This is a genomic window from Planctomicrobium stercoris, from assembly GCF_051465655.1.
GTDB lineage: Bacteria > Planctomycetota > Planctomycetia > Planctomycetales > Planctomycetaceae > Planctomicrobium.
On record NZ_CP195791.1, the window covers coordinates 2,558,139 to 2,581,442 of the forward strand.

Here is a 23,304-nt window from a genome sequence, read left to right on the forward strand (position 1 = left end):
ATGACACCGAATACTTTGCAATGCCCGCTAAGACAAAATGCAATAAGTAAACCGCGACGACTTTAATCCGCTGTGACTGGCCGGACCGAACGGACCTTCTCTGAGGAAATTGTTTCGACCGGAACCCCTGCCAGGATCTGAGCTGCCAGAGCTGCGGATTGTTTGCCCCAGTCGCTGTAGTCGATTCCAATGGCGGCGGCTGCTCCCTTCTTCACCAGATCGGGCTCTGTGCAGTAGACCGGAATCTTCTGCGACTGCGTCACCGAGATGATGGCAGGAAACCCGGAGCTGGTCACGTTGTCGGCGGAGACCACGAGGATATCGATCCCGGTCAGGCAGATCGCGCTGGTGACATCCCGTAACTCATTCGCGGCAGCTGCATGGCGTTCGACAAGTTGAATCCCCTGCTCTTTACAGGCGGCCCGCAGACGTTTGACGGAGATCTCCGAGTTCGGTTCAGCTGGGTTCCAGATGGTTCCGACAGTTTTGATCGATCCCTCGCGGCGCTCTGCGAGTTTCAGCAGGTCTGCAATCGGAGGATCGTCATAGACCCCGACGAGGTTGGGTTGCTGCTCGCCCACGGGATAGACACCCACATCCGGCGGATTGCTGGCCACGGTGAAGACAATGGGCGTTGTCTTTGTTGCACGGGCAGCGGCGATCATCGCAGGGGTGGTCGACGTGATGATCAGGTCAGGTGAAGTCCCATCGATTGTCTGAAAGATCTGCGGCAGCTGGGTGAGATCTCCCTGCGCGTTGTACTTCTGAAAGGTGATGTCCTGATCAAGCACCAGTCCTGCTTCCTTCAGACCTGTCTGGACACCAGCGGCAGCCGCTTCCAGCGACGGTCCTTCCACGAGTTCAACAAAGGCGACACGCAATGGCCGATCCAGCCGTGATCGCGCGCCGTGAAACATGCTGCAGTCACGCAGAAAGTCTGGCTGGAACTCCCGGTCCAGTTTTTTGGCGGTGTCCAGATTGGCCGCGATGCTGACTTGAGCCACCTCTTCGAATGGGAGGTTGCTCGGACTCTCTCCCAGCAGGACCCGTGCTGCCAGCTCTCCAGCGGCATATCCGCTGTCGAAGAACCGGATTCCCACTCCCACCAGAGATCCGCGTGCTGCAGCTTCGGCGTCACTGTTCACAACAGGAATACGTGCATCGAGTCCTGCTTTGATCAGTGCTTCCAGTCCCTGAGTGACGGTGTTGTCCCCCAGCTCCCAGAGCACATCCACATTCTTCTGGGCCAGCACCTGTGCCGCCTGAAGGATTTCGCTGGAGTTGGTCACAGTCGATTCTTCGAGCGTGAGACCTTTTTCCGCTGCAAGCTTGCGGGCGACGTCAATCGCTTTGCGGGAATTCGCCTCACCGCTGTTGTACACCACGCCGACCGTTTTCAGGTTCGGGATGATCCGCTGCATGGTATCGAACATCTTTTCGATGGGAGGGAACGAGCCGACTCCGGTCACGTGCGGGACGTGCTCGGTGGCTGACGTTCCGGCTCCTGCTGCCAGCGGATCGTACACTTCAGTGAAGACGACCGGCTTGCTTTTGACCATGGTGCAGGCTGCGGTGAGACAGGGAGTCGTCAGGCTGACAATCAGGTCTGTGTCTGACTGATCCAGTTTCTGCATGAGCGCGGGGATCAGCGCCATGTCTCCCTGTGCATGTTCGACCTGATATTCAACGTTCTTTCCTTTGACGAATCCCAGCTCGCCAAGCTTTTGCTGAAGCCCTGCAATCGCGGACTCACTGGCGGCATTGGGAGCGAAATACGCGATGGAGACGCGATAGGTCCGATTCGGAGCAGGTTGGGAGACTGCCGCTTTGGGGGTTTCACGAGCGGCCTCATGCACGCCAGAAGCGTCGATCCGCAGTTTGGCCCGCTGTTTCCACTCCGCAGGCATGGTCCATCCGGGAGTCCCTTCCCAGACAACTTCATTCAGGCCGAGTTTCTCCGGGACGTAATTCTTCACCGGGAAATCCGAGGGGGACTTCCCTTTGAGCAGCTGTGCCGCCAGTTGACCTGATGTGAATCCGACTTCGAAGTAGTCGGCTCCCAGTGCGAACATCACCCCCTTCTTGACGTCTCCGGGCATGTTCGTGAAGACGGGGAGATGGGCTTCCCGCGCTGTTGCGACAATCCCATCCATCCCCGCTGAGACGGTGGTGTCTCCGCCCGCCCAGATCGCCTCGACACCTCTGCTCACCAACGCGCGAGCGGCATCCAGCACCGCTGATGAGGAATCGACCGTCACTTCAACAAGCTCGATCCCCAGTTCCTGACAGATCGCACGGGCCGCTTTGGTTGATGCTTCAGAATTGGATTCGGCCGGATTCCACGCCACTCCCACTTTCTTCAGATGGGGGTTGGCAATGCGGGCGAGTTTGAAGAGTGCAGTCACAGGCTGCATCGTGCCGTACCCGGTCATGTACGCCGGTTGCGGGACGTCCTTGTCATGGCTGAGTCCAACCCCTGCTGCCCAGGGATCAGTGCACAGGGTAAACAGGTGCGGCCGCTTCGTCTCCCGATTCGCTCCCGCGACCGCCTGCAGCGTGGGAGTTGAGATCGTCGTGATGAGATCATAGTCCTGTCCGACCACTTCCTTCGCGATGAGGATGGCGGTGGGTCGGTCCCCTTCCGCATTGAATTTCTTCAGGACAACATTCTGCCCGTCGACATACCCGTCGGCAGCCAGTCCCGCAATGAAACCCGCCTCCCCTTCTTCGAGGACGTTGATGGAGGTGTAATTGACGATCGCCACTTTCGGTCGCCGGGTGGCCTGTGTCTGAGTCGGTGCCCGATGCCGTTTCGGATCGGTAAAGAGCAGGATGGCCGCTGCGATCAGGATCAGTGCGATGCCGACTCCCAGATGCCGGACCAGCAGCATGAAGTATTTCATTCGTCAGATTTCCTTTTCAGGTCTTCTACGTCAGGGGCAGGAAGCGACCGTCGGGTCGTGTACGGGGAACGATGCGGAGTGAAGATTCCGCACGTTCAGACATATTGACGGCGGAGCATCGCTGCGGTCGATTCGTCCAGCTGGTTCGATCGTCGAACGTCTTCGAACCGGGCCAGTAACTCTTCGGGACGAAGCCGCTGCTTCTCCGACCCACTGATGTCATAGATGATCTGTCCCCGGTCCATCATGATCAACCGGTCCCCCAGCGTGGCGGCCTGCTGCATGGAGTGTGTGACCATCAGCGTGGTCAGTTTGTCTTTGGAGATCATCTCCTGCGTCAGACGGATCACCTGATCGGCACTCTTGGGATCCAGAGCGGCAGTGTGTTCATCCAGAAGCAGCAGTGCCGGGCGAAGGAGTCCCGCCATCAGCAAGGTGAGGGACTGACGCTGTCCGCCGGATAACGTGCCGATCGGGTTGTTCAGTCGATTTTCCAGGTTCAGGCCCATGGCAGCGACCCGGTCCCGGAGTTCTGATTTTCTGCGGCCATTCAGCGCGAGGCCCAGTCCGCGAAACCGACCGCGCCTTGCGGCGAGTGCCAGATTCTCAGCAATCGTCATGTTGGGTGCGGTTCCGCTGAAGGGATCCTGGAAGACCCGGCCGATCAGCTTTGCACGGCGATGTTCCGGGAGGTTCGTGATCTCTTTCCCGTCGAGTCGGATTGATCCCTGATCGAGTAGAAACGTTCCCGCCACGGCATTCAGCAGCGTCGATTTCCCGGAACCATTGGTTCCGATCACGACGACGAACGAGCCCTGTTGAATCGTCAGGTCGACTCCCTGCAGGGCGCGAACTTCATTGGGCGTTCCCGCAAAGAACGTTTTCCTCATTCCCCGCATTTCAAGCATCATCAGGACCCTGAGAGGCAGTCGTGATGGAGAAGCAGTCAGGGACTCACGTGGACGACGATCGACGTTGCCCGGACCCGCTCTCCGGTTCAAGTCCGAAGATGATAGAGTTTCCGCGCCCGCTTGTCATGAACTGAGCCGGCCAGATCCGCTTTGCCGAATTGCAGCCACCGAATCCGGTCGGAGAACCGTCATTTTTGACAGGACGCCGCAGGCAAATCAGGGGCGATTCTCTGTTTGGTTATTCGACAGTGACGCTCTTGGCCAGATTCCGCGGCCGGTCGACGTTGCATCCCCGCATCAACGCAATGTGATAGGCGAGCAGCTGCAGCGGAATGCTGGTGACCAGCGGCGTCAGGCATTCATCCGTTTCGGGGATGTAGATGACGTCGTCTGCCAGCTCGGCGACCCGCTTGTCTCCTTCACACGCAATCGCGATGACGGGACCTTTGCGAGCTTTGACCTCTTCCAGATTACTGAGCACCTTTGGATAGATCCCCCCTTTGGGCACGATAAAGACGCTGGGGGTATTTTCATCGACCAGGGCGATCGGCCCGTGTTTCATTTCAGCAGCAGGATAACCTTCAGCGTGAATGTAGCTGATCTCTTTGAGCTTCAGGGCCCCTTCGAGAGCGACCGGGAAGTTGTAGAGCCGGCCCATGTACAGGAAGTTCGAGTTGTTGTAGTACTTGGCCGCAATCTCCTGAACAGCGTCGTTGCAGGTGAGAGCGTTTTCGACATGTTCCGGCATTGAGCGCAATGCCCGGATGATGTTCTTCCCCGCCTGATACGACATGTGCCGCATGCGACCGAAGTAGAGAGCCAGCATCGTCAGCACGGTCACCTGCGACGTGAAGGCTTTCGTCGAAGCCACTCCGATTTCTGATCCGGCGTGCAGGTAAACTCCCCCATCCGCTTCGCGGGCGATCGTCGAACCGACGACATTACAGATGGCGAGTGTCGGATGTCCTTTGCGTTTGCATTCACGCATGGCTGCCAGGGTGTCCGCGGTCTCACCACTCTGGGTGATCGCAAAGACCATGGTGCGGTCGGAGAGTGGCGGGTTGCGGTAGCGCAGTTCGCTGGCGTATTCAACTTCGACAGGAATTCGTGCGAACTCTTCAATCAGATATTCGCCGACCAGTCCAGCGTGCCAGCTGGTGCCGCACGCGGTCAACACGATGCGGTCAATGTGGCGGAGTTGATTAGAGGTCAGGTTCAAACCCCCGAATCGGGCAGTCGCTTCGTCATCGTCAAGGCGGCCGCGCAGAGCGTTCTCGATGGTGTGCGGCTGCTCGAAGATCTCCTTGAGCATGTAATGAGGGAAGTCCCCCAGTTCGATGTCCGTCGAAACCTGATTCAGCGTTTTGATGGATGGAGACTGCCGACCGGTATCGCGATGCAGAAGTTCCATGCCATCGGGCGTAAGGATCGCGAGTTCATGATCGGCGAGGTAAACCACTTGATCCGTGTATCCGACCAGCGGGGTGCCGTCGCTGGCAAGAAAGTATTCATTTTCACCGATTCCAACCACCAGCGGGCTGCCGTTACGGGCGGCAATCAGCAGGTTCGGGCAGTCGCGGAACATGACCGCCAGCCCGTAGGTTCCCTTCAGCTTGCGAAGGGTGATTTCCAGGGCCTGCAGGCAAGTGGCAGAATCTGCCGAATTCCCTCCGAGTTTGACCTGCTCTTCGAGATGATGGGCCAGCAGATGGGCCACCACTTCGGTATCTGTGTCTGTGTGAAAGACGAATCCCAACCCTTGCAACTGGCCTCGCAGAGACGCGTAATTCTCGATGACACCGTTGTGAACCAGCACCACTTCGCCTGAACCGCCGATGTGCGGGTGGGAGTTCTTATCACACGGGGCTCCGTGGGTCGCCCAGCGGGTATGTCCGATTCCGGATGTCCCTTTGACAGGAAGTTCGTCCACCAGCGACGCAAGTTCCTGCACGCGACCGGTTTTCTTCCGGATCACAATTCCGTTCTTTTCAGCGACCGCGATCCCGGCGCTGTCATACCCGCGATATTCCAGGCGATGCAGGCCTTCCAGCAGGAAGTTGCTGACGTCCCGATGTCCAACGTAACCGACGATGCCACACATTGTGTCTCAATCCTTGAATATTGTGTCGTGATCGGGTCCGACCGGCTGAGACTGCCCGGAGGATCATGGTCGGGAAAATCGGGAATCTGTGGAGGGCCGCAGACGTTACTGAGAACGGGAAAAACAGGTCAAGGTCAGACTTGGTTGACGGGCCGGGCCGAATGCCCTCACGAAGCAGTGGCGCCATGCCGATCACAGAATATGGTCATCCTTGAGCCGAGGACTTTCGGACTTGAGATTAGGTCCCCTTCCGGTCGATTTTCATTCTCACAAAATGTCGCGGAACGAATAACCGGACTTCGTGAAAAACGATCGTCCTTCGACCTTCAGAATCCGATCTTCAAGTTGTGCTCAGATTCACTGCAGGGAATGCTCACTGTAATTACCCAAGGACTGGGGCAATCTCCAATTGTCCTGTTTGGCGGAAACGCCAGAATTTGCCCCCCTTTGGCTTCATTATGCACTCCATTCAATTTGCACAACGCCGACTCGCTTCTGCCTGCGCGCTCTTCGAAGCATTTTCTCCTAAGAGATTGAAGTCGATGCGAAGTTTCCGCGCTGCACTCTGCGCTCTGGCAATTTCTGCCGTTGCGGCCCCGGTCATCGCGGATCCCATCAAGGCTCCTGGTGCTCCGGTTTCTGCAGATCCCCTGATTCCTCTGGTTGACCAGGCGATCGCAATCACCCGTCAGCGGAACCTCGATTTTCAGGTTCACACCCCTTGGCAGATTCTTCACGGTCTGCTGGCTCTGCGAAACAATTACACCCTGAAGAACGGGGATGAATTCGTCAACGCGATCGACTTCATCACCGCCGGCGCCAAGTTCAAAGGTGAGGGATGGTTCGAACGGACTCCCGCCGGGGCCAAAGCTCATCCTTACAACGGGACCCCGTATGACTTTGAAGGGCACGTCAACCAGACGCTCGCCATCATCGCCATGTGCGATCTCCCGCTGACGCATCAGTTCACTCTCAACGACGGCACCAAGGCCACCATGGCCGAAATGGTTCGTCACGCCCAGTGGTCTGTCACCACCAAGGAAGAAACGACCTGGACGCTGTGGTTCCTGACACATTACCTGGATCAGGATACCCAGTGGACCAACTTTGAAGGTGAACAGTGGAGCATGGAGCGGCTCGTCCGCATCCAGACGGCCTCTTCTCCCTACAATGCTCCCTGCGGCGGTTGCCACAGCCTGTTTGCTCTCGCCTATGCTCGCAATGCTTACCTGCAGAAACACGGGAAACTGCAGGGAGCCTGGCTGGAAGCAGATCAGAAGCTGCAGCAATATATCAACGCTTCCCAGGCGATGATGAATCGGGACGGGTCGTTTGCCACTCAGTTCTTCAAGGCCCGGGGGTTCAGCAACGACTTCAACGAACGCATCAAGTCCTCGGGACACATGATCGAGTGGCTGATGGTCGCGCTTCCTCGTAAGCGGCTGGATGAACAGTGGGTTCGATCGGGAGTCCAGACTCTCGCCAACGACCTGATCCGGAATGCTGCTCAGCCTGCCGACTGCGGACCGCTGTACCACTCGCTGCACGCCCTCGTCTTGTTCCGTCAGCGCATGGAGCCGACTTCCACCCCGACGGCTCAGCCGGAAATTGCTCAGAAGTCTTCTGCTCCGGCAGGGGCTCTGACCCTCTCAACTCCGGATGGGGAGTCGATGCCGACTCAGCCTCAGAAGCTGGAAGCGAGCTCCAATCCCGGAAACATCAAAGTCAAGCCCGCTGCCACAGCCACGGCAGAACCGAAGACCGTCACCCCTGGGACACCTGTCGACCAGAACGGTGCCCCGAAGGAAGAAACGAAGACTCCGGTCCAGGTGGCAGAAGAACCTCGTCCGGTCTCTGCAAACATGGAAAGCGGCAAAGCTCTGAAGCCTGCGGCCCTCGCCCAGACACCAGCTCTGGTGACGCCTCCTGCTCTGATCGCTCCGTCTCTCAAGCCGGCTCAAGTGGCCGAGCAGCAGGATGTGCTCAAGAAGCTCTCTGCAGGGGTGGACGAAGCAGAGAAGAAAGCTGAGCAGGCCGCCGGAGTTCAGATCGAAGAGCTCTCAGACGCCCAGATCGCCCGGATGTCCCCGGTGGCGGGGGGGATGCCGATCCTGAAGAAGCCGGATCCTGCCTTGGAAGTCGAAGAAGCCAAGCCTGCCGCTGAGAAGAAGGAAGAGGCAGCTGGGAAGCCCGCTGCTCCCGAGACCTCTGCGAAAACGGAAGGTGAACCCAAAGCGATCACGCCACCAGCTGACGCGAAGCAGGTAGAGGCGAAGGTGAAGGATGCAGCCGCCGCTGCCCAGGAAGTTGCCCGGAAGGCAAAGTAACTCACCCCGGCAGATCCTTTCCTCTCTCGAGACCAGACCCGCAGTCGATGCGGGTCTTTTTCATTGATAACGGCTTGATGTCGCGACAGGGCTGCGTCTGGATCATCATGAGAAATGCCATCGCCAGAACACGGTCTGGACCCTAAGATTCCTGCAGAGGACAAGGAGTGTTCCGCCGGTCACCATCCGGCATGAACTGACCATCCGGGAGAAGAATTCCGCAGCGGCAACCGAAGAGGACCGCTGCCCAGACATCTTTTGGGAATGGGGATCACGATGACGGCCAATCAGACGGCAGAACGCTATTTCTCGCAGGCTGCGGATGTGATGGGGCTTTCGCAGAACATGCGAACGTTATTAAGCACGCCGCTGCGGGAAGTGAAAGTCCAGATTGCCCTGGAGATGGATGATGGGCAGATCGCAACCTTCATCGGTTTCCGGATTCAACATGATGCGGCGCGCGGACCCATGAAAGGGGGCCTGCGATATCACCCCGAGGTCGATGAGGACGAAGTGCTCGCTCTGGCGTCGCTGATGACCTGGAAAACCGCGGTCGTCAACATTCCCTACGGCGGGGCGAAAGGTGGGATTGCCATCGATCCTTCCAAGGTCAGTCAGCGTGAGATCGAACGCATCACCCGCAAGTTCATCGATCAGATTCACGATGTCATCGGTCCTGATAAAGACATCCCCGCGCCGGACATGGGAACTAACGCCCAGACCATGGCGTGGATCATGAATCAGTATGAGAAGTATCATGGGTTCAACCCGGCCTGCGTCACGGGGAAACCGGTGGAACTGCATGGGGCGGATGGTCGTGAAGAGGCAACCGGCCGCGGCGTAGCGGTCATCACGCAGGCAACGCTCGAACGGTCGAACCGATCCATTGCCGGGGCAACCATCGCGATTCAAGGCTTCGGAAACGTCGGAAGTTACGCCGCAAGGATCCTGCATGAAATGGGGGCGAAGATCATCGCTGTCTCGGACCAGCATGGCGGAATCTACAACGCCGACGGAATCGACATCCCCGAACTTCTCACGCATGCCGCCCAGACCGGCGCGGTGAAAGAGTTTTCGGGTGCCCAGAACATCAGCAACGAGGAGCTGCTCGCAGCCGATGTCGATGTGCTGATTCCCGCTGCCCTGGGTGGCGTGCTCACCGGCGAGAACGCCAATGACGTGCGGGCGCGATTCATTATCGAAGCAGCCAACAACCCGACCGCCCCGGAAGCGGATGCGATTTTCGAAAAGAAGCAGATCCTCGTCGTGCCGGACATTCTCGCGAATGCCGGGGGCGTGACTGTCAGCTACTTCGAATGGGTTCAAAACCGTCAGCACTTCAAATGGGAGCTGGCGGAAGTTCGCAAACGCCTGGAAAGGATCATGGTCGAAAGCTTCGATCGCGTCTGGAAGATCGGCACAGAGAAGAAGATCCCGCTGCGGACAGCGGCCTACGTTCTGGGAATTGGACGGGTGGGCCGCGCCACTGTCCTGGCGGGGATTTGAGAAGTAAAAATTTCTGCACCCGGAGAGTATCTCGCACTCTCCGAGTGCGAGAATCCAGCAACAGAGACCGGGCCACTGGATCGCAACTCATGAGAGTGTGGCGTTCCGGCGGCGATAAACCTAGTGTTTGAACTTCATTGTGTCAGGATTCGCTGCCACACCCCCTGAGACAGGGGCTAGAGCGGTTTTGCCAATAATCTATTACGTTCCGCAGGCGATAATATGGACTTCATGCGGTGAAGATCCTGATTCGCCTGCACACGATAGCCCAAACTGGTCACATCTCTCACCGAAAGAGACTTCCCCATGCAGGATCGTGATCCCGTCGAAACGATTGAAAAGTTCCAGGGAGTTCTGGAACGTTGCTCACTGCTCAGCGGTTTGACCACTGAGGAAATGCATGCATTTCTCAGACGCGTGAAGTTTGAAGGCTTCAGCCCTGGTGACGAGATCCTGACCGAGGGGAACCAGTACCACGGCGTCTGGATCGTGCTGCGGGGAACCTGCGAGGTCGTCAAGCATGGTCACCGGAAGGACAGCCGGCTGGCGATTCTCGAACCGGGAAACATCTTCGGAGAGATGTCTTTCCTGCATCCCGTCGCGCACTCGGCTTCGGTCCGTTCTGTCGATCAGGTGGAGACGATGCGGCTGATGCGCGAAGACTACGACGATCTGTGCCGACAGTCCCCGTCCGCAGGTCAGAAGATCGCTGTAAACATCGTCCGGGTCCTCTCGGACCGGCTGCGGCGGATGGATGAATGGACTTGCGAGCTTGTCGAGAAAGATTCCGACGGACAACGCCACAAAGAGTGGCAGGAGTTCCGTTCGAAACTGTACACGAATCTCTTCGAGTAATACGGTCGAAGAACCGCAAGCCGGGTGCCACTGCTCTGCGAGCAGTTCCGAACATGCAGCCAACTCTGCCAGTTCGGACTGTCCACACGGCTCACAGAGCCGTGGCACGCAAACACACATCTTGTGTCGGATTCGAGTCAACCTAAATTTGCGTCATTCCAGCCGAAGGCTTCACGCGGGATTCTTGCCGATGGTTCCGCCAGCGTTCATCGCGAGGTTGCCGCCGTCCATGGGAATGAGCGTGCCGGTGATCCAGTCGGAGGCATCCGAAGCGAGCAGCACGACCAGTCCCTGAATATCCGTCGAGCGTCCAAGTCGACCACGAGGAATCCCGCTGAGCCACTGATCGCACAGAGTGGGGTCGTTGGCAATCCGCTTTTCGAGACTCGGATTCATCACCTGAGCAGGGAGAATCGCATTGACGCGAATTCCCCGCCCGGCCCATTCCGTGCTGAGTTCACGGGTCATCTGAACGACAGCTCCCATCGCCATGCTATAGGCGATATGTCCGCGTCCCAGTGCTGTCGTACTCGCCAGCGAGCCGATGTTCAGAATGCTCCCTCGCCCGGCCGCGAGCATTCTTTTTCCGGCATGCTGACACATATGAAAGCGGCCGATCACGAGATTCTGAAACACCCGCTGGATCTGTTCGAGTGTGATCGACTCGGGGGAAGCCATGATCGGTTCGCCGGCGATGTTCCCCAGGAAATCGATGCGCCCAAACGTCTCGTCCAGCTTCTGAAAGAGTGCATCAATCTGGACTGGGTCTGAAACATTGCAGACCACGGGGACCGCACGTCGGCCGCGGGATTCGACTTCTGCGGTGATCTCCTTCAGGCCAGGTTCGTTGATGTCGGCCAGCAGCAGGTCGGCTCCGTGTTCTGCCAGCGCGATCGCGGAGGCCCGCCCCAGACCGCTGGCTGCACCAGAAATCACAGCCACCCGGCCGGAAAGATCAAACAAAGACATGACTGAGCACTTTCAGATGTTTTTCGGTTCGTCAGAGCAAGTGGAAAAAGAAATGTGTCAGGCCAGAATCTTCTGGACGACTTTCCCGTGCACATCGGTCAGTCGATAGTCACGACCAGCGTGGCGGAATGTCAATTGTTCGTGATTGAGCCCGAGCAGGTGCAGCAAGGTGGCGTGGAAATCGTGTACATGAACTTTGTCCTCAGCCACTGCAATTCCGAATTCGTCGGACGTTCCGTACGTGATCCCCCCCTGCACTCCTCCTCCCGCCAGCCACGAGGAGAAGACCTGGTGATGATGCTCACGGCCAGCGTGATTGGGCTGATTGTTGTACGGGGTGCGGCCGAATTCCGTGGTCCAGACCACCAGTGTTTCATCCAGCATGCCGCGCTGTTTCAGGTCCGTGAGTAAAGCGGCGACTGCCTGATCGACGTTCTTTGCCAGTGGAGCGTGCGTCGTCATATCTCCATGGGCGTCCCAGTTTCCAGAGGCTCCAACGTCGATCAGTTCGATAAAGCGGACACCGCGCTCTGCCAGTCTGCGGGCAACCAGACACTGCCAGCCGAACCCGGATGTCTGCCCCGGTTGCAGCCCGTACATCGCCAGAGTCTCAGCGGTTTCGCCGGAGAGATCCATGGCTTCAGGAGCGTCATGCTGCATACCGAATGCGGTTTCGAAAGAACGGATTCGTGCCTGCAATGCCTCTTCCGCAGGATTCTGCTGCAGGTGCCGCTGATTCGCCCGGTGAAGAAGTTCCAGCTCAAGCGACTGCAGTTCAGTCGTGGCCACCTGCGGACGAATATTCGGAATCGGATTGCTTCCCGGGGTGATGTGAGTCCCCTGGTGAGTACCGGGGAGGAAGTCGCTTCCCCATGTCTGGTTACCGGCGTAAGGCGGCTGTGGAGCAATGACCATGAACGAGGGGAGGTTTTTGTTTTCTGTTCCCAGGCCGTAGCTCACCCAGGCACCGATGCTCGGGCGGGCGAACGTCCACGAGCCGCAGTGCATTCCCAGCGTGCTTTCGTAGTGATTCGTGTGGTCCGTCGACATCGAGCGGATGACGCACATCTCGTCTGCCATCGTCCGCATGTGCGGAAACAGATCGCTGACCTCGGTACCGCACTTGCCGCCGGGCTGGAAGTTCCAGATTGGTCGCTTCAGGTACATGGTGAACTCACCAAGCTTCCCCTGAAAGTTGTCGACGGTGATCGTCTTGTTCTGGCTGGCAGCCAGTTGCGGTTTCGGGTCGAACGATTCGACGTGCGAAACTCCTCCGGTCATGAACAGGAAGATGACCCGTTTGGCTTTCGCGGGAAGATGCGGCTGCTTGGCTGCCAGCGGATCGGCTGACGCTTTGGCCTCTTCCGAAAGCATTGCATTGAGTGCCAGTGCCCCGCAGCCTCCGATGGCTCGCTGAAGGAACTGGCGACGCGAATCCAACGAGACGCTGGCGATTTCCGGGTTCAGATTTGTTTGCGGACGAGACATGTGCTCACCACTTCCAGTTCAGGACTTCCAAGCAGGTTCAACGTGATGCAGATGTGTCAGCACCTGCTCTAATTCACAAACAGAAACTCGTTGCGGATCAGCAAGGTTCTCATCAGTGCCGCCCAGCTGCTTGCCAGCGCCTGATCCGCTGGTGCAGTTGCCATGGCCGACTGATATCGGGCGAGAAACTCCAGCGATTCCTGAATCTCGTTCGCTTCGGCCGGACGACCGAATGCGGAGAGAAACGCGTTGTTGATGCGGACTTCGTCACTGTCGGATGATTGCATGAACCGTTGGGCCATCAGCCGGGAGCTGTTGTGAATGAACTCGTTGTTCATCAGGTACAGCGCCTGCGTGGGAACCGTCGTCAACTGTCGATGCGGTGTACTGGCATTTGTGTCAGCCCCGTCAAACAGCCCCAGGAAGGGATGCTGTTTCATCCGCTGCTGCATCAGGTAAATGCTGCGATGCGAGCTGGGATACGCGGCATAAAACGGACCGTGTTGCGAATAGTTCCAGGTCTCCGGCTCCGGGAAAGGATGAGGGCCGTCCATTGCGGGGTCGAGTTCCCCGCTGACGAACATCATGGAGTCGCGAATCTCCTCAGCACTCAGTCGACGCGGACTGAATCGCCAGAGCAGCCGGTTGTCGGGATCAAGCTCGGCAGCGGCGGGATCGGCATCACTCCCTTGCTGGTACGCAGCGGAAGCCATGATCAGTCGGTGCATGGCTTTGAGTGACCAGCCGGATTCCTTGAATCGGACGGTCAGCCAGTCGAGAAGTTCTGGATGCGATGGTCGTTCGCCTCGGAACCCGAAATCGTTTTCGGTTCCGACCAGGCCATTTCCGAAATGCCGCTGCCAGATGCGATTGGCCATCACTCGCGCGGTGAGTGGATTCTCCGGTCGGGTCAGCCATTCAGCCAGTTGCAGCCGACCGCTGCCTGCACCTTCCGCGACCTTTTCATTGCTGAGGACGGTCAGGTCTTTGCGGGGAACGACCGGGCCGGGCTTGAGTGGTTCGCCGCGCAGCTGGATCGGAGAATCATGCGGTGATGCGGTTTCTCGTGCCCCGTAAATCCGGTCAAACGGTCCTGCCTTCTTCTGCCTGGCCCTCTCTTTTTCGAGGGCGAGCATTTGAACCTTCCAGTCCTGAATCTGCTTGTTGATCTGCTTCTGCTCTTCTTCGCTGACCTGCTCCCGCACAAACGGAACCATCGAGACCGCAAGGTTGTCAATGTCGTGAGCGGGGGGAATCCCCTGAAGAGGACCATATGCATCGACGAATGTCGTGTCGATTGTCCCGTCCCAACCGGGGCTGAAGGCGATGTTGGAGAATTCCGCAACCCCCGTGGAACTGCGTACCGTCCCGGAGTACGTTCTGGTCTCGAGATTGACCACCAGCTGGAGATTGTACCACTCGTCTGCCAGCAGCTGATGGATCGGCTGATAGTGCTCGCCGTTGCGGACAAAGAGTTCCGTTGCTCCGACACCGAGTTCCACTGCGGCAGACGCTCCCGGACCGCGGCCCAGATACAGTCGATAGCCGCGCGAGCCCCCCGCGGGGGCGGTATGGTTGCGGAAGTCGAGGTTGTAGTACAGCACCGGTGCTGTCTGAGCGGTGTGTGCTGGTTCCAGCTTTCGCAGGAACGCATTGTTCTCCCCGTTGGACGGGAATGCGAATCCCCGCGTGCCAGGAACAAAGACGTTGTCGAATGGACTCTGTGCCGACTCAGTCACTGTCACCTGCCCCAGCGGCTGGTATTGTCCGTTCGGTGACTCATTCAGAGGCTGCTCTTCAAAACCATCAAACCCGGCAGCGATCCAGGCATTGCTGGAGGCGGAGATCTGTTCTCGGAGTTGCAGGATTTCCTGGTCCAGCCGAGCCATGTTGGCGTCGTATTCTTCGATGGTCGTAGTCACCAAAGAATCCGGGAGGCTGGGAAACAGGTCGGCAGGCCGTTTCTTTTCTTCCGAGCCCGGGAAGGAATAGAGAGTGCTGTCGAAGATGCCGTACCAGGCGTAATAGTCGTCCGTGTTGACCGGATCGAATTTATGGTCATGACAGCGGGCACAGCCCAGCGTAAGGCCCAGCACGGACTGGCCGATCGTGTCGATGGTATCCTGAATGGTCAGGTACTGATAATTCTGGCTGTCGAACCCGAAGCGGCGCGAGATCGCAATGAACCCGGTCGCTGTCATCATGTCGCGATAGCGCTGCAGGGTCCGGGCATCCAGTGATCCATGAGCTTCTTCGAGCAGTTTCTGGCCGAGGATGTCTCCCGCAATCTGTTCACGGAGAAACTCGTCATAAGGCTGGTCGGCGTTGACGGCATTGATGACCCAGTTGCGATACTGGAACGCCAGCGGCGCGGGGTAGTCTGCCGTTTCACCGGCCGTATCGGCGTATCGGACAACATCCAGCCAGTGGCGTCCCCAGCGCTCGCCGTAGGCGGGCGATGCCAGTAACCGTTCGACCACTGTTTCAAACGCGCGGGGTGAATCGTCCGCAAGAAACGCATCCATTTCTTCCGGGGATGGAGGAAGTCCAGTCAGGTCGTAAGTCGCGCGGCGTAACAGCGTCCGCTTGTCGGCAGGCGGACGGGTGGTGAGCCCTTTCTCCTGCAGCGCTTTAAGAATGAACTGATCGATTGCGTTGTGAGATGCAGCTGTCGTTTCCACCTGTGGGGGAGTCGAGTCAACGGCCGGCTGAAACGACCAGAAGGCTCTGTCTTCATCGGTGACCGGGCCGCTTCGCAGAGCTGGACCTTCGCCAGCCAGCTTCATCCCGTCCGGCCAGTGCGATCCGGCGTTAATCCAACGTGTCACCGCCGAGATCTGGTGGTCGTTCAACTTCCCTTCCGGAGGCATTTCGAGACCGTCTTCATGACGAATCGCCTTGAGAATCAGGCTCTCGTCCGGATGACCCGGGACGATGGCGGGGCCGGAATCGCCTCCTTTCATCACCCGTTCAAACTGATCCAGCCGCAGCCCCGACTCCGACTTCTTCGGCCCGTGACACTGAATGCAGTGTTCAACCAGCAGCGGACGAATTTCGTTCTCAAAGAACGCTGCAGACGCATCCGGATTGTCTTCCGCATGCGCGCGGAAGGAGAGTCCACCGAGGACGACGCAGGCGATTCCCAATGTTCGAACGGGGTGGAACATAATGATGACCCAGTTGTGACCAACGACATCTGGCAGGGACCCAGAGACTCAGGGGGTGAGACTCGACTTCGCGGATGGCGACAAAACGACCTCTACGTAGCTGCGGATACGGCTGGCCCGATCAGGACCAGCTCGCACCGCACCAGCGTCGCAAACATTTCAAATCCCAGGTCTGACGGATCAGACTTCCGGCAAGGGGCTGGTGGCGTCGCCAAACTGCTTCACATGCACCCCCATCTTGCTCATTAAGGACATATGCAAACGGCAGAACTGACGTTCCGGATTGTCGCGGTAATCGAGCACGCGGCCGGTCTGGATCTGGCCTCCACCTCGTCCGACAAGCACCACCGGCAGCTGAGTCGCGTCGTGTGCCCCGGACATCATGCTCGAGCAGAACAGCAGCATGGAATTGTCCAACGCCGTTCTTTCCCCTTCCTGAATCGCATCCAGCCGGCGTGCGATGTACGCCAGTTGCTCGACGAAGAACTGATTCACCTTCAGCCAGTCTTCGGAATCCGAGTGCGACAGCAGGTGATGAATCATGTAGTCCACGTTCAGGTGCGGGAATCGCAGCGAAGAGTGGTCATTGTTCAGCTTCAGTGTGGAGACACGGGTCGTGTCGGTCTGGAAGCCCAGCACGAGGATGTCGCACATCAGCCGCATATGATCGGCGATGTTCTGCGGAATTCCATCGGGCGGACGTTTCATGTTCGGCTGCAGCAGCGTGGGCCGCCAACCCTGAAGTTCGCCTACTTTTCCTGCCTGCTCGATGCGCATTTCCACATCGCGGACCGAATCCAGGTATTCATCGAGCTTCCGCTGATCGCTTGTGCTGATCTGCCTGCGCAGGTCAACCGCATCAGCCAGAACGGCATCCAGAACGCTGCGATCCCCCTTCTGGGCCCCTTCTTTAAAGAGACGGTCAAATGCCAGTGCGGGATAGAGCTCCAATGGAGTTGGAGTCGTTGGCGAGGTCCAGGAAATATGCGAGCTGTAAAGCATCGAATAGTTCTTGTGGACCGATGGGTTTGACTTTTCACATCCCAGAACAAGACTTGAGACCTTGTTCGATCGGCCATAGGTCTGGGCCAGGAACTGGTCGACGCTGGTTCCGGAGCGGATGTCCCCACCCGATGCCAGAGGGGCTCCTGAGAGCAGGTTCCCCGTCTGCGAGCTGTGGATATTTCCCTTCAGCGCTTCCGCGTTGTAGAGACCCCGGATGAAGAGCATCTTCTCGCGAAATTCGTGCAGTGGAGAGAGGACGCGCCCCAGCTCCATGTTGGCCCCTTCCCCTTTCGCCCACCATTCCCCGGCATGAAAACCGTTGCCGCAGAAGAGGACTGCCAGACGGACGGGAGCTTCGCTGCCCGGTTCTTTGCCCTGGGGTTCATCGCCCCAGACCGGGAGCGATTCCAGCCACGGCAGCGCCATGCTGACCCCGATGCCGCGCAGGAAGTTTCGGCGAGAAAAGTGATGCAGATTCATCGAACCGGTCCCTCTCAAACAGATAACTAGTGTGCGTCTTCGTTCACGACATCACGGCCGCGAATTTCTCGAAACTGTGGGCTCAGCAGAATGTCACGCAGGGCGACATCCACCTGATAGTTGTTTGTCTCCAGATCGGATCGGATCTGAGCCAGGAGTGTTTCATCGGAAAGCTCCACCGAACGGCACAGGGCATATCCCAGCAGCTTCTTGGAGAACTGCCGCAGGAACGCCTCTTTGCGAACCGTCAGCAGATATTCCCGCAGTCCTTCCAGCCCCGTAAACGAGACCCCTTCCATGGTCGTCACCGCGACGTTCAGCGGCTGATCCCCTTCTTCACGAATCCGATGTCGTCCGATCCCGTCAAAGGCTTCCAGTGAAAATCCCATCGGGTCGATGCGCTGATGGCAGACGGCACACTTGGCGTCGCTGCTGTGCTTTTCCACGATCTGACGCATGGTCAGTCCCGCGAACGCAGACGGGTCGTCCGGCAGCGGAGGAATTCCGGGCGGAGGGCGAGGCAGACGTTCCCCGAGCAGGGATTCGCTGATCCAGTTTCCACGCAGAATCGGACTGGTCCGTGAAGCGCCGGACTGTTTCGACAGCGTGGTCGCATGGGCCAGAATTCCCCCACGGTTGAACGCTTTCACGTTCTCCACTTTTCTCCATTCTTCGCCCGTCACCCCGGGAATTCCATAATGATTCGCGAGCCGCTCGTTCAAAAATGTGTAATCGGCGTCCAGAATGTCGAGAACAGATCCGTTATTGGCGAACAGGTCCTGGAAGAACAGGATCGTTTCTTCGTACATGTCATGACGCATCTCCGCGAAGGTGGGGAAGTACGCTTCGCTCTTCTCGTCATGCTCGTCGAATCCGTGAACGTGCAGCCAGGCACAAGCGAATTCGGTCGCCAGTCGGCGGGCACGTTCATCCTTGAGCATCCGGTGCGCCTGCGCCAGAAGAACGTCCGGCTGGCTCAGCTTCCCTTCACGGGCGAGTTGCAGCAGCTCTTCATCGGGAGTGGATGACCACAGGAAGTAGCTCAGGCGACTCGCCAGCTCCCAGTCGTTGACCGGCTTCGCGGCCGTTCCGGCGGGCGGGATTTCCACGTGGTACAGGAAGTCCGGCGACACCAGGATTTTCGCAAGCGTCAGCCTGAAGGAATCCTCATGCGAAAGTTCTTCTTTTCGCAGCAAGGCGTACAACTGCGAGATTTCGTCGATTTCCGATTGCTTCAAAGGACGTCGGAACGCCTTCTCGGCAAACTTCATCAGATGGGCGAGATGACTGGGCTCGCTCGCAATCAGCTGCTTGCGGAAGGCTTCCGCGTTCTCGTAAATCGGCTGACGGAGATGCTCAAACAGGCTGGGATCGGCATCCTGCGACAGATATTCCATCAGCTGCAGATAGACGTCCACCTCGGCAATCGCATCCTGACTGATGTAGTGCAGCTCGTCCCAGAGTCTGTTGAGCTCCGCTGTTTCAGCTTCGTCCAGCATCAGTCTGCGAAGCTGGTCGTCCTCGCGATAGAACAGTTTCAATGTCACCACTTCATCGACCGGGACGATTTTCGTGTAACACAGAGCAGCGGGGAACAGCGAACGGAAATTCTCAAACGCCTGTTCGAATTTCTCACGAGTTTTTCCCTGTTCCCGGACGAGGATCGGTCGTGTGGAATCAATACGCGGAGTCAGAGTCTTCTGCGCCGAAGCAGAAAGTGGTCCCGCGTGAGAGACAATTCCCAGTCCGGCAGCGGGATCACCCAGTGCGAGTTCGACCTGAACCGCCCCTTCGGAACCCGCCGGGTCCAGCTGCGCTCCGACAACCAGTTCGTACTTGTCCGCCAGATCCGGAGGAAGCTGGAACTGGACGATCGCTGGAGCGTGAACTCGCAAGCTCGCGGGATCGATTGTCACGCCGTTCACCGTGCCGCCGAACAAGGAGGGATCAAGTCCCCAGGCTTCGGTATTTTTCTGCTCATCGTTGTTCGAGGCCAGATGCTCTTTGGTGCTGAAGAGCGGACCGTCGAAGGAATTCAATTGTTGATAGAGCGCCAGGTCTGGACCATCGGCCGGCCGGGGACCTGTCAGAAGTTTCTCGACTTGCTCAGCCAGTGCCTTCTTTTCCTGTGGGTCTGTTGCAGATTCCCACTTCGCCAGCAGCGAGCCCGCGGGAACCGGAAGACGGGTCGGATCCTTCTGCTGTGCTTCGACAAAGAATGCCCAGACATCCGGATTGCCGTGTGAATCCTGATGAGGATTTCCCTGGAGCACATTTCCAGCAACGTCCGTGGACAACTTCCAGGAGCGGGACGAATCACTTGCCGACTGCAGCGAAAGATCAATCGTTGTCAGATCGCACGCATGATCGCCATCCCGGGGGCCAATCAGCAACACCACCAGTTCGCCTTTGTGAACGGAGACGTTGTCAAAGGGGCCGACTGCGATTGGGGCTGCACCGTCGGATGTGCCGGCAGCGAGTTGTTGACGAATCTTTCCGCGTCGAACTTCCAGAGCCCAGGAAACTCCGTTGCCGCATTCCGGGTGGGCGTCTTGAACATGGGCGTCAATTCGGAAATGACCGGTGACCGGACTTCTCCAGGCGACGCCGGCTGCAAGCTCCGGGTTCGGATGGACCATCACGCTGTGCGGGAATGCGTTGCCCGGGATCCGCACATGCTGGTCCGAGGAATTGGTGAGCAGCAGCGGGGTCGGTTCCGATCCCCAGCCCTGAATGAAATCATAGTCGCCCGTTTTGGTGAGGCGTCCCGTGAACAGCCCCTTCAGCTCAGGAGGAGTCTCTCCCAGGCCCAGAAAGGCGAGCCATGATCGAAGAACCTGTTCGTCAATCTTCCGCTCGCGAGCCACATCGGCGATGTGGGAGGCGTCCTGTGCGACAACTTCAACAGCGTCCAGGCACTCGGCAGTGCTTCCAAAAATCCGGGCCCGTCGTTCGGCGAGACCCTGCGTCAACTGTCTGATATCACGCAGAAGAATGTCGGGGCGTCCGGGAGAAACGAGTCGAGGCTTTTCCCAGATCACGACATCCTGTTCGGTGTTCCCGTCGACATCGCGGGCAATCATCGCCAGCGTGACGGCCTTGCCATCCAGGGAGGTCGGAACGGTCAGCTTCAGATCCTGATGTGTCGCCAACGGGGAGATCGGCTCGAGCCACGCTTTCGGGCCGCCAATCTTTCCGATGTGTGCGACCGTCGAAAACTTCCAGACTGCGCGCTGCCAGGCAGCAATCTCGGCAACAAGAGTGGAACTGTCCTTCAGATCTGCCGCTTTCCACTGCGATTGAATCTGAGAAAGCAGCAGTGACTGCTGCGGTTCATTGAGAGCCTTCCACAGCAGGTCCATGTACTTGGGACTCAGGCTTCGCTGCCTGGCAACCTCGGCGGTAGTCTTTGTCCCTGCGGTCAGCGACTGTCGTTCTTCGACCAACGCGACCAGATAGAGGTCAAGGGGGAGACCTCCCCCGTCGTTTGTGTTGAAGATAATTCCCTGCAGGTTGACCTTTTCTCCAACCCGGTTGTCGCAGTACCGCGAGTAGAAATTACGAATCTGTTCGAGTCGTTCCTGCGTCTGGTCCGTGGGCGTCGGCGATTCTCCGAACGTAAAACCGTCGGGGAGAAGGACAGCGTGGGCTGCAACAGACTTCGCAGCGTCGAGGTATTTTGTCAGCAGTCCCGGCGACATCACGAGTGCCCCGCCGGTGTTCGTGAACCCTTCACCGGCAGCACCGTCGACTGGGAACTCCGCAGCGGGCTCCAGCGACTTCAGCCCGGTCAGGTCGCGGATGGTGTTTGTGTATTCAACATTATTGAGGCGGCGGAGGATCACCAGACCGGGATCGCCGGCGTGGGCTCGCGCTTCGTACGTCAGGAACTCTTCGACCCATCCCAGGAGGGCGGTCTGATCATCGGCAGTCAGCTGCGGAGCATCCTTCGGTGGCATCTGCCCGCTTTTGAGCATCTCCCGGACTCGCTGCCAGACGCGGGGATGCCGACGAACCTCGGCGATCTTGGAAAAATGATCGAAGTTGAGATCGGCCTCGGCGAGACTCTCGGAATGACAGTCGGCGCAATATTTTGCGATCAGCGGAAGCACTTTTGCTGGATAGGCTTGCTCCAGAGCAACAGATCCCTGATCGGACTCGGATGCCTGAACTGCTCCAGAAACCAGCGCGAACAAGGCCAGGATTCCAAGCTGCCAGATTCCGACAGGCTTTGTTCGAGTTTCTGAAGCTGCAAGTTGAGCGCAAACCATCATTCCAAAGCTTCCGTTCGACCTTTGTGACATTCCACATGCGCCTTCAGCGTTTCCACTGCGTCCGCGACGTTTCCGTCCCGCAGGGAGTCAATGATCCGCTGATGGCTGGAAACCCCTTGCGACCATTCCTTTTTCTGCACACTTTCCCGGAATCTCCGGAAGAAGACCGCCAGCACGTCCGTGAAGGGCATGAGCGGAGTCAGGCCGCTGGCCTGCACCAGTTCCCGGTGAAAACGGATGTCCAGTTCCACCCATCGCTGCAAAGTTCGCGTTTCGCGTAACTCGGTATTGATGGCGTTCAGTGATTCGTAAATGGCGGGATCCTGTTTCATCGCCTCACAGGTGTAAGGCAGAACCCCGGTTTCCAGTGCGATTCGGGTTCCGATCAGGACGTCGGGTGCCGCGCCCAGGAGGGCCGGGTGGAACCCGATGCATTCCGTGACACGGTCCATGTTGAGACTGCCGACCGACAGTCCCCGCCCTGGTTTCGATTCAACAATTCCAAGGTATTCGAGTGATTTGGTGGCTTCGCGCAGGCTGAGCCGACTGACGCCAAAGGAAACTGCGAGTTCGACTTCGGTCGGGAGCCGGTCACCTGGCTTAAGATCTCCATCCAGGATGAAGCGTTTGAGCTGATTGGCGACGACGTCACGGAGCTTGGTTTTACCGATGGGCTTGAGCATGAACTCCCTTTACGTGAGTTGCGACAGTAAAAGTCCAGCTACGTCCCATTAGATTATCTGACAATCAGCTCAGTGTCAACTCAGAGAAGAATGCACTGATGCGAATTCGAGAGACTTCGTCCCTCGGCTGAATTGGCAGATTTCTGCGGTTTTCGGACGTACTGGCGTAAGAAGGCCCGACTTGGCCCCGTCGGATTGTAACGCCTGTGCCGCAGATTCTCCAAAACCTAAGTCAGTCTGGTTGGAGAAAGATTGTCAGCCGGGACTGGCAGTTCGGGCGAAAAAGGGAGCCAATTCCGGGGGCTGCCCAGTCTTGGCAGGAAGCATCCTGGATTTGTGCGTCTTGGAAGGTGTCGGCCTGGCATACAATGAGGATCGTCGTCGTTCCTGCCTTGACATCCACTATTGCTGATGAGATATCATCAGATCATCGAATAGATTGATATCTGTCGTTTCCTGCTCACTCGAGCAACTGTTCGCGAATCCGCTCCCTTTCGCAGGCCATTCGACAGGCGATCCACTCGCGAGTTCCGTCTGCGACGCCTTGAACACCAGTTCAATTGTGAGGCCCGTGAAAGAGGGAGATGCAATGCCCGTACTTCCGTTCTCGTTCTTGATCACTTTCGCTTGAGGAG

General features: G+C 58.0%; 12 protein-coding genes. 3 read left to right on the top strand and 9 right to left on the bottom strand.

Going from position 1 to position 23,304, the window contains the following annotated elements:
* Positions 1 to 62: 62 nt before the first annotated feature.
* From SH661x_RS10625 to glmS, 3 genes are all read right to left on the bottom strand, one after another.
* Positions 63 to 2,903 carry an ABC transporter substrate-binding protein gene (locus SH661x_RS10625; RefSeq protein WP_437230750.1) on the bottom strand — a complete coding sequence of 947 codons (2,841 nt, stop codon included), beginning with the start codon at positions 2,901 to 2,903 and terminating at the stop codon, positions 63 to 65.
* 95 nt (positions 2,904 to 2,998) lie between these two features.
* Entirely contained in the window at positions 2,999 to 3,811 is an 813-nt protein-coding gene (locus SH661x_RS10630; RefSeq protein ID WP_437231186.1) for an ABC transporter ATP-binding protein, read from the bottom strand.
* Positions 3,812 to 4,052: 241 nt separating this feature from the next.
* On the bottom strand, positions 4,053 to 5,915 hold the full coding sequence (gene glmS, locus SH661x_RS10635) for a glutamine--fructose-6-phosphate transaminase (isomerizing) (RefSeq protein WP_437230752.1): 1,863 nt from the start codon (positions 5,913 to 5,915) through the stop codon (positions 4,053 to 4,055).
* A 542-nt stretch (positions 5,916 to 6,457) separates the two neighbouring features.
* Here glmS and SH661x_RS10640 point away from each other — a divergent pair.
* From SH661x_RS10640 to SH661x_RS10650, 3 genes are all read left to right on the top strand, one after another.
* Positions 6,458 to 8,242: a hypothetical protein gene (locus tag SH661x_RS10640; RefSeq protein ID WP_437230754.1), complete on the top strand. Its 1,785-nt coding sequence runs from the start codon at positions 6,458 to 6,460 to the stop codon at positions 8,240 to 8,242.
* Positions 8,243 to 8,518: 276 nt separating this feature from the next.
* A complete protein-coding gene (locus tag SH661x_RS10645) occupies positions 8,519 to 9,748 on the top strand; it encodes a Glu/Leu/Phe/Val family dehydrogenase (RefSeq protein ID WP_437230756.1) in 1,230 nt (409 codons plus the stop codon).
* Between the two features lie 306 nt (positions 9,749 to 10,054).
* The gene (locus tag SH661x_RS10650; protein ID WP_437230758.1) at positions 10,055 to 10,603 is read left to right on the top strand and encodes a Crp/Fnr family transcriptional regulator; all 549 of its coding nucleotides are present in this window, start codon (positions 10,055 to 10,057) and stop codon (positions 10,601 to 10,603) included.
* Between the two features lie 171 nt (positions 10,604 to 10,774).
* Here SH661x_RS10650 and SH661x_RS10655 read toward each other — a convergent pair whose 3' ends face one another.
* The 6 genes from SH661x_RS10655 to SH661x_RS10680 all read right to left on the bottom strand — a co-directional run bounded on the left by SH661x_RS10655 (position 10,775) and on the right by SH661x_RS10680 (position 22,669).
* Positions 10,775 to 11,572 (bottom strand): SDR family NAD(P)-dependent oxidoreductase, encoded by a 798-nt coding sequence (locus tag SH661x_RS10655; RefSeq protein WP_437230760.1) that lies wholly within the window; start codon positions 11,570 to 11,572, stop codon positions 10,775 to 10,777.
* A gap of 57 nt (positions 11,573 to 11,629) precedes the next feature.
* On the bottom strand, positions 11,630 to 13,060 hold the full coding sequence (locus SH661x_RS10660; protein WP_437230762.1) for a DUF1501 domain-containing protein: 1,431 nt from the start codon (positions 13,058 to 13,060) through the stop codon (positions 11,630 to 11,632).
* Between the two features lie 68 nt (positions 13,061 to 13,128).
* Entirely contained in the window at positions 13,129 to 16,227 is a 3,099-nt protein-coding gene (locus SH661x_RS10665; RefSeq protein WP_437230764.1) for a PSD1 and planctomycete cytochrome C domain-containing protein, read from the bottom strand.
* Positions 16,228 to 16,407: 180 nt separating this feature from the next.
* Positions 16,408 to 17,712: a DUF1552 domain-containing protein gene (locus SH661x_RS10670; protein ID WP_437230766.1), complete on the bottom strand. Its 1,305-nt coding sequence runs from the start codon at positions 17,710 to 17,712 to the stop codon at positions 16,408 to 16,410.
* 26 nt (positions 17,713 to 17,738) lie between these two features.
* Positions 17,739 to 21,986: a DUF1592 domain-containing protein gene (locus SH661x_RS10675; RefSeq protein WP_437230768.1), complete on the bottom strand. Its 4,248-nt coding sequence runs from the start codon at positions 21,984 to 21,986 to the stop codon at positions 17,739 to 17,741.
* A complete protein-coding gene (locus tag SH661x_RS10680) occupies positions 21,983 to 22,669 on the bottom strand; it encodes a FadR/GntR family transcriptional regulator (RefSeq protein WP_437230770.1) in 687 nt (228 codons plus the stop codon). Before SH661x_RS10680 ends, SH661x_RS10675 begins: the two co-directional genes overlap by 4 nt.
* Between the last annotated feature and the right edge of the window lie 635 nt (positions 22,670 to 23,304).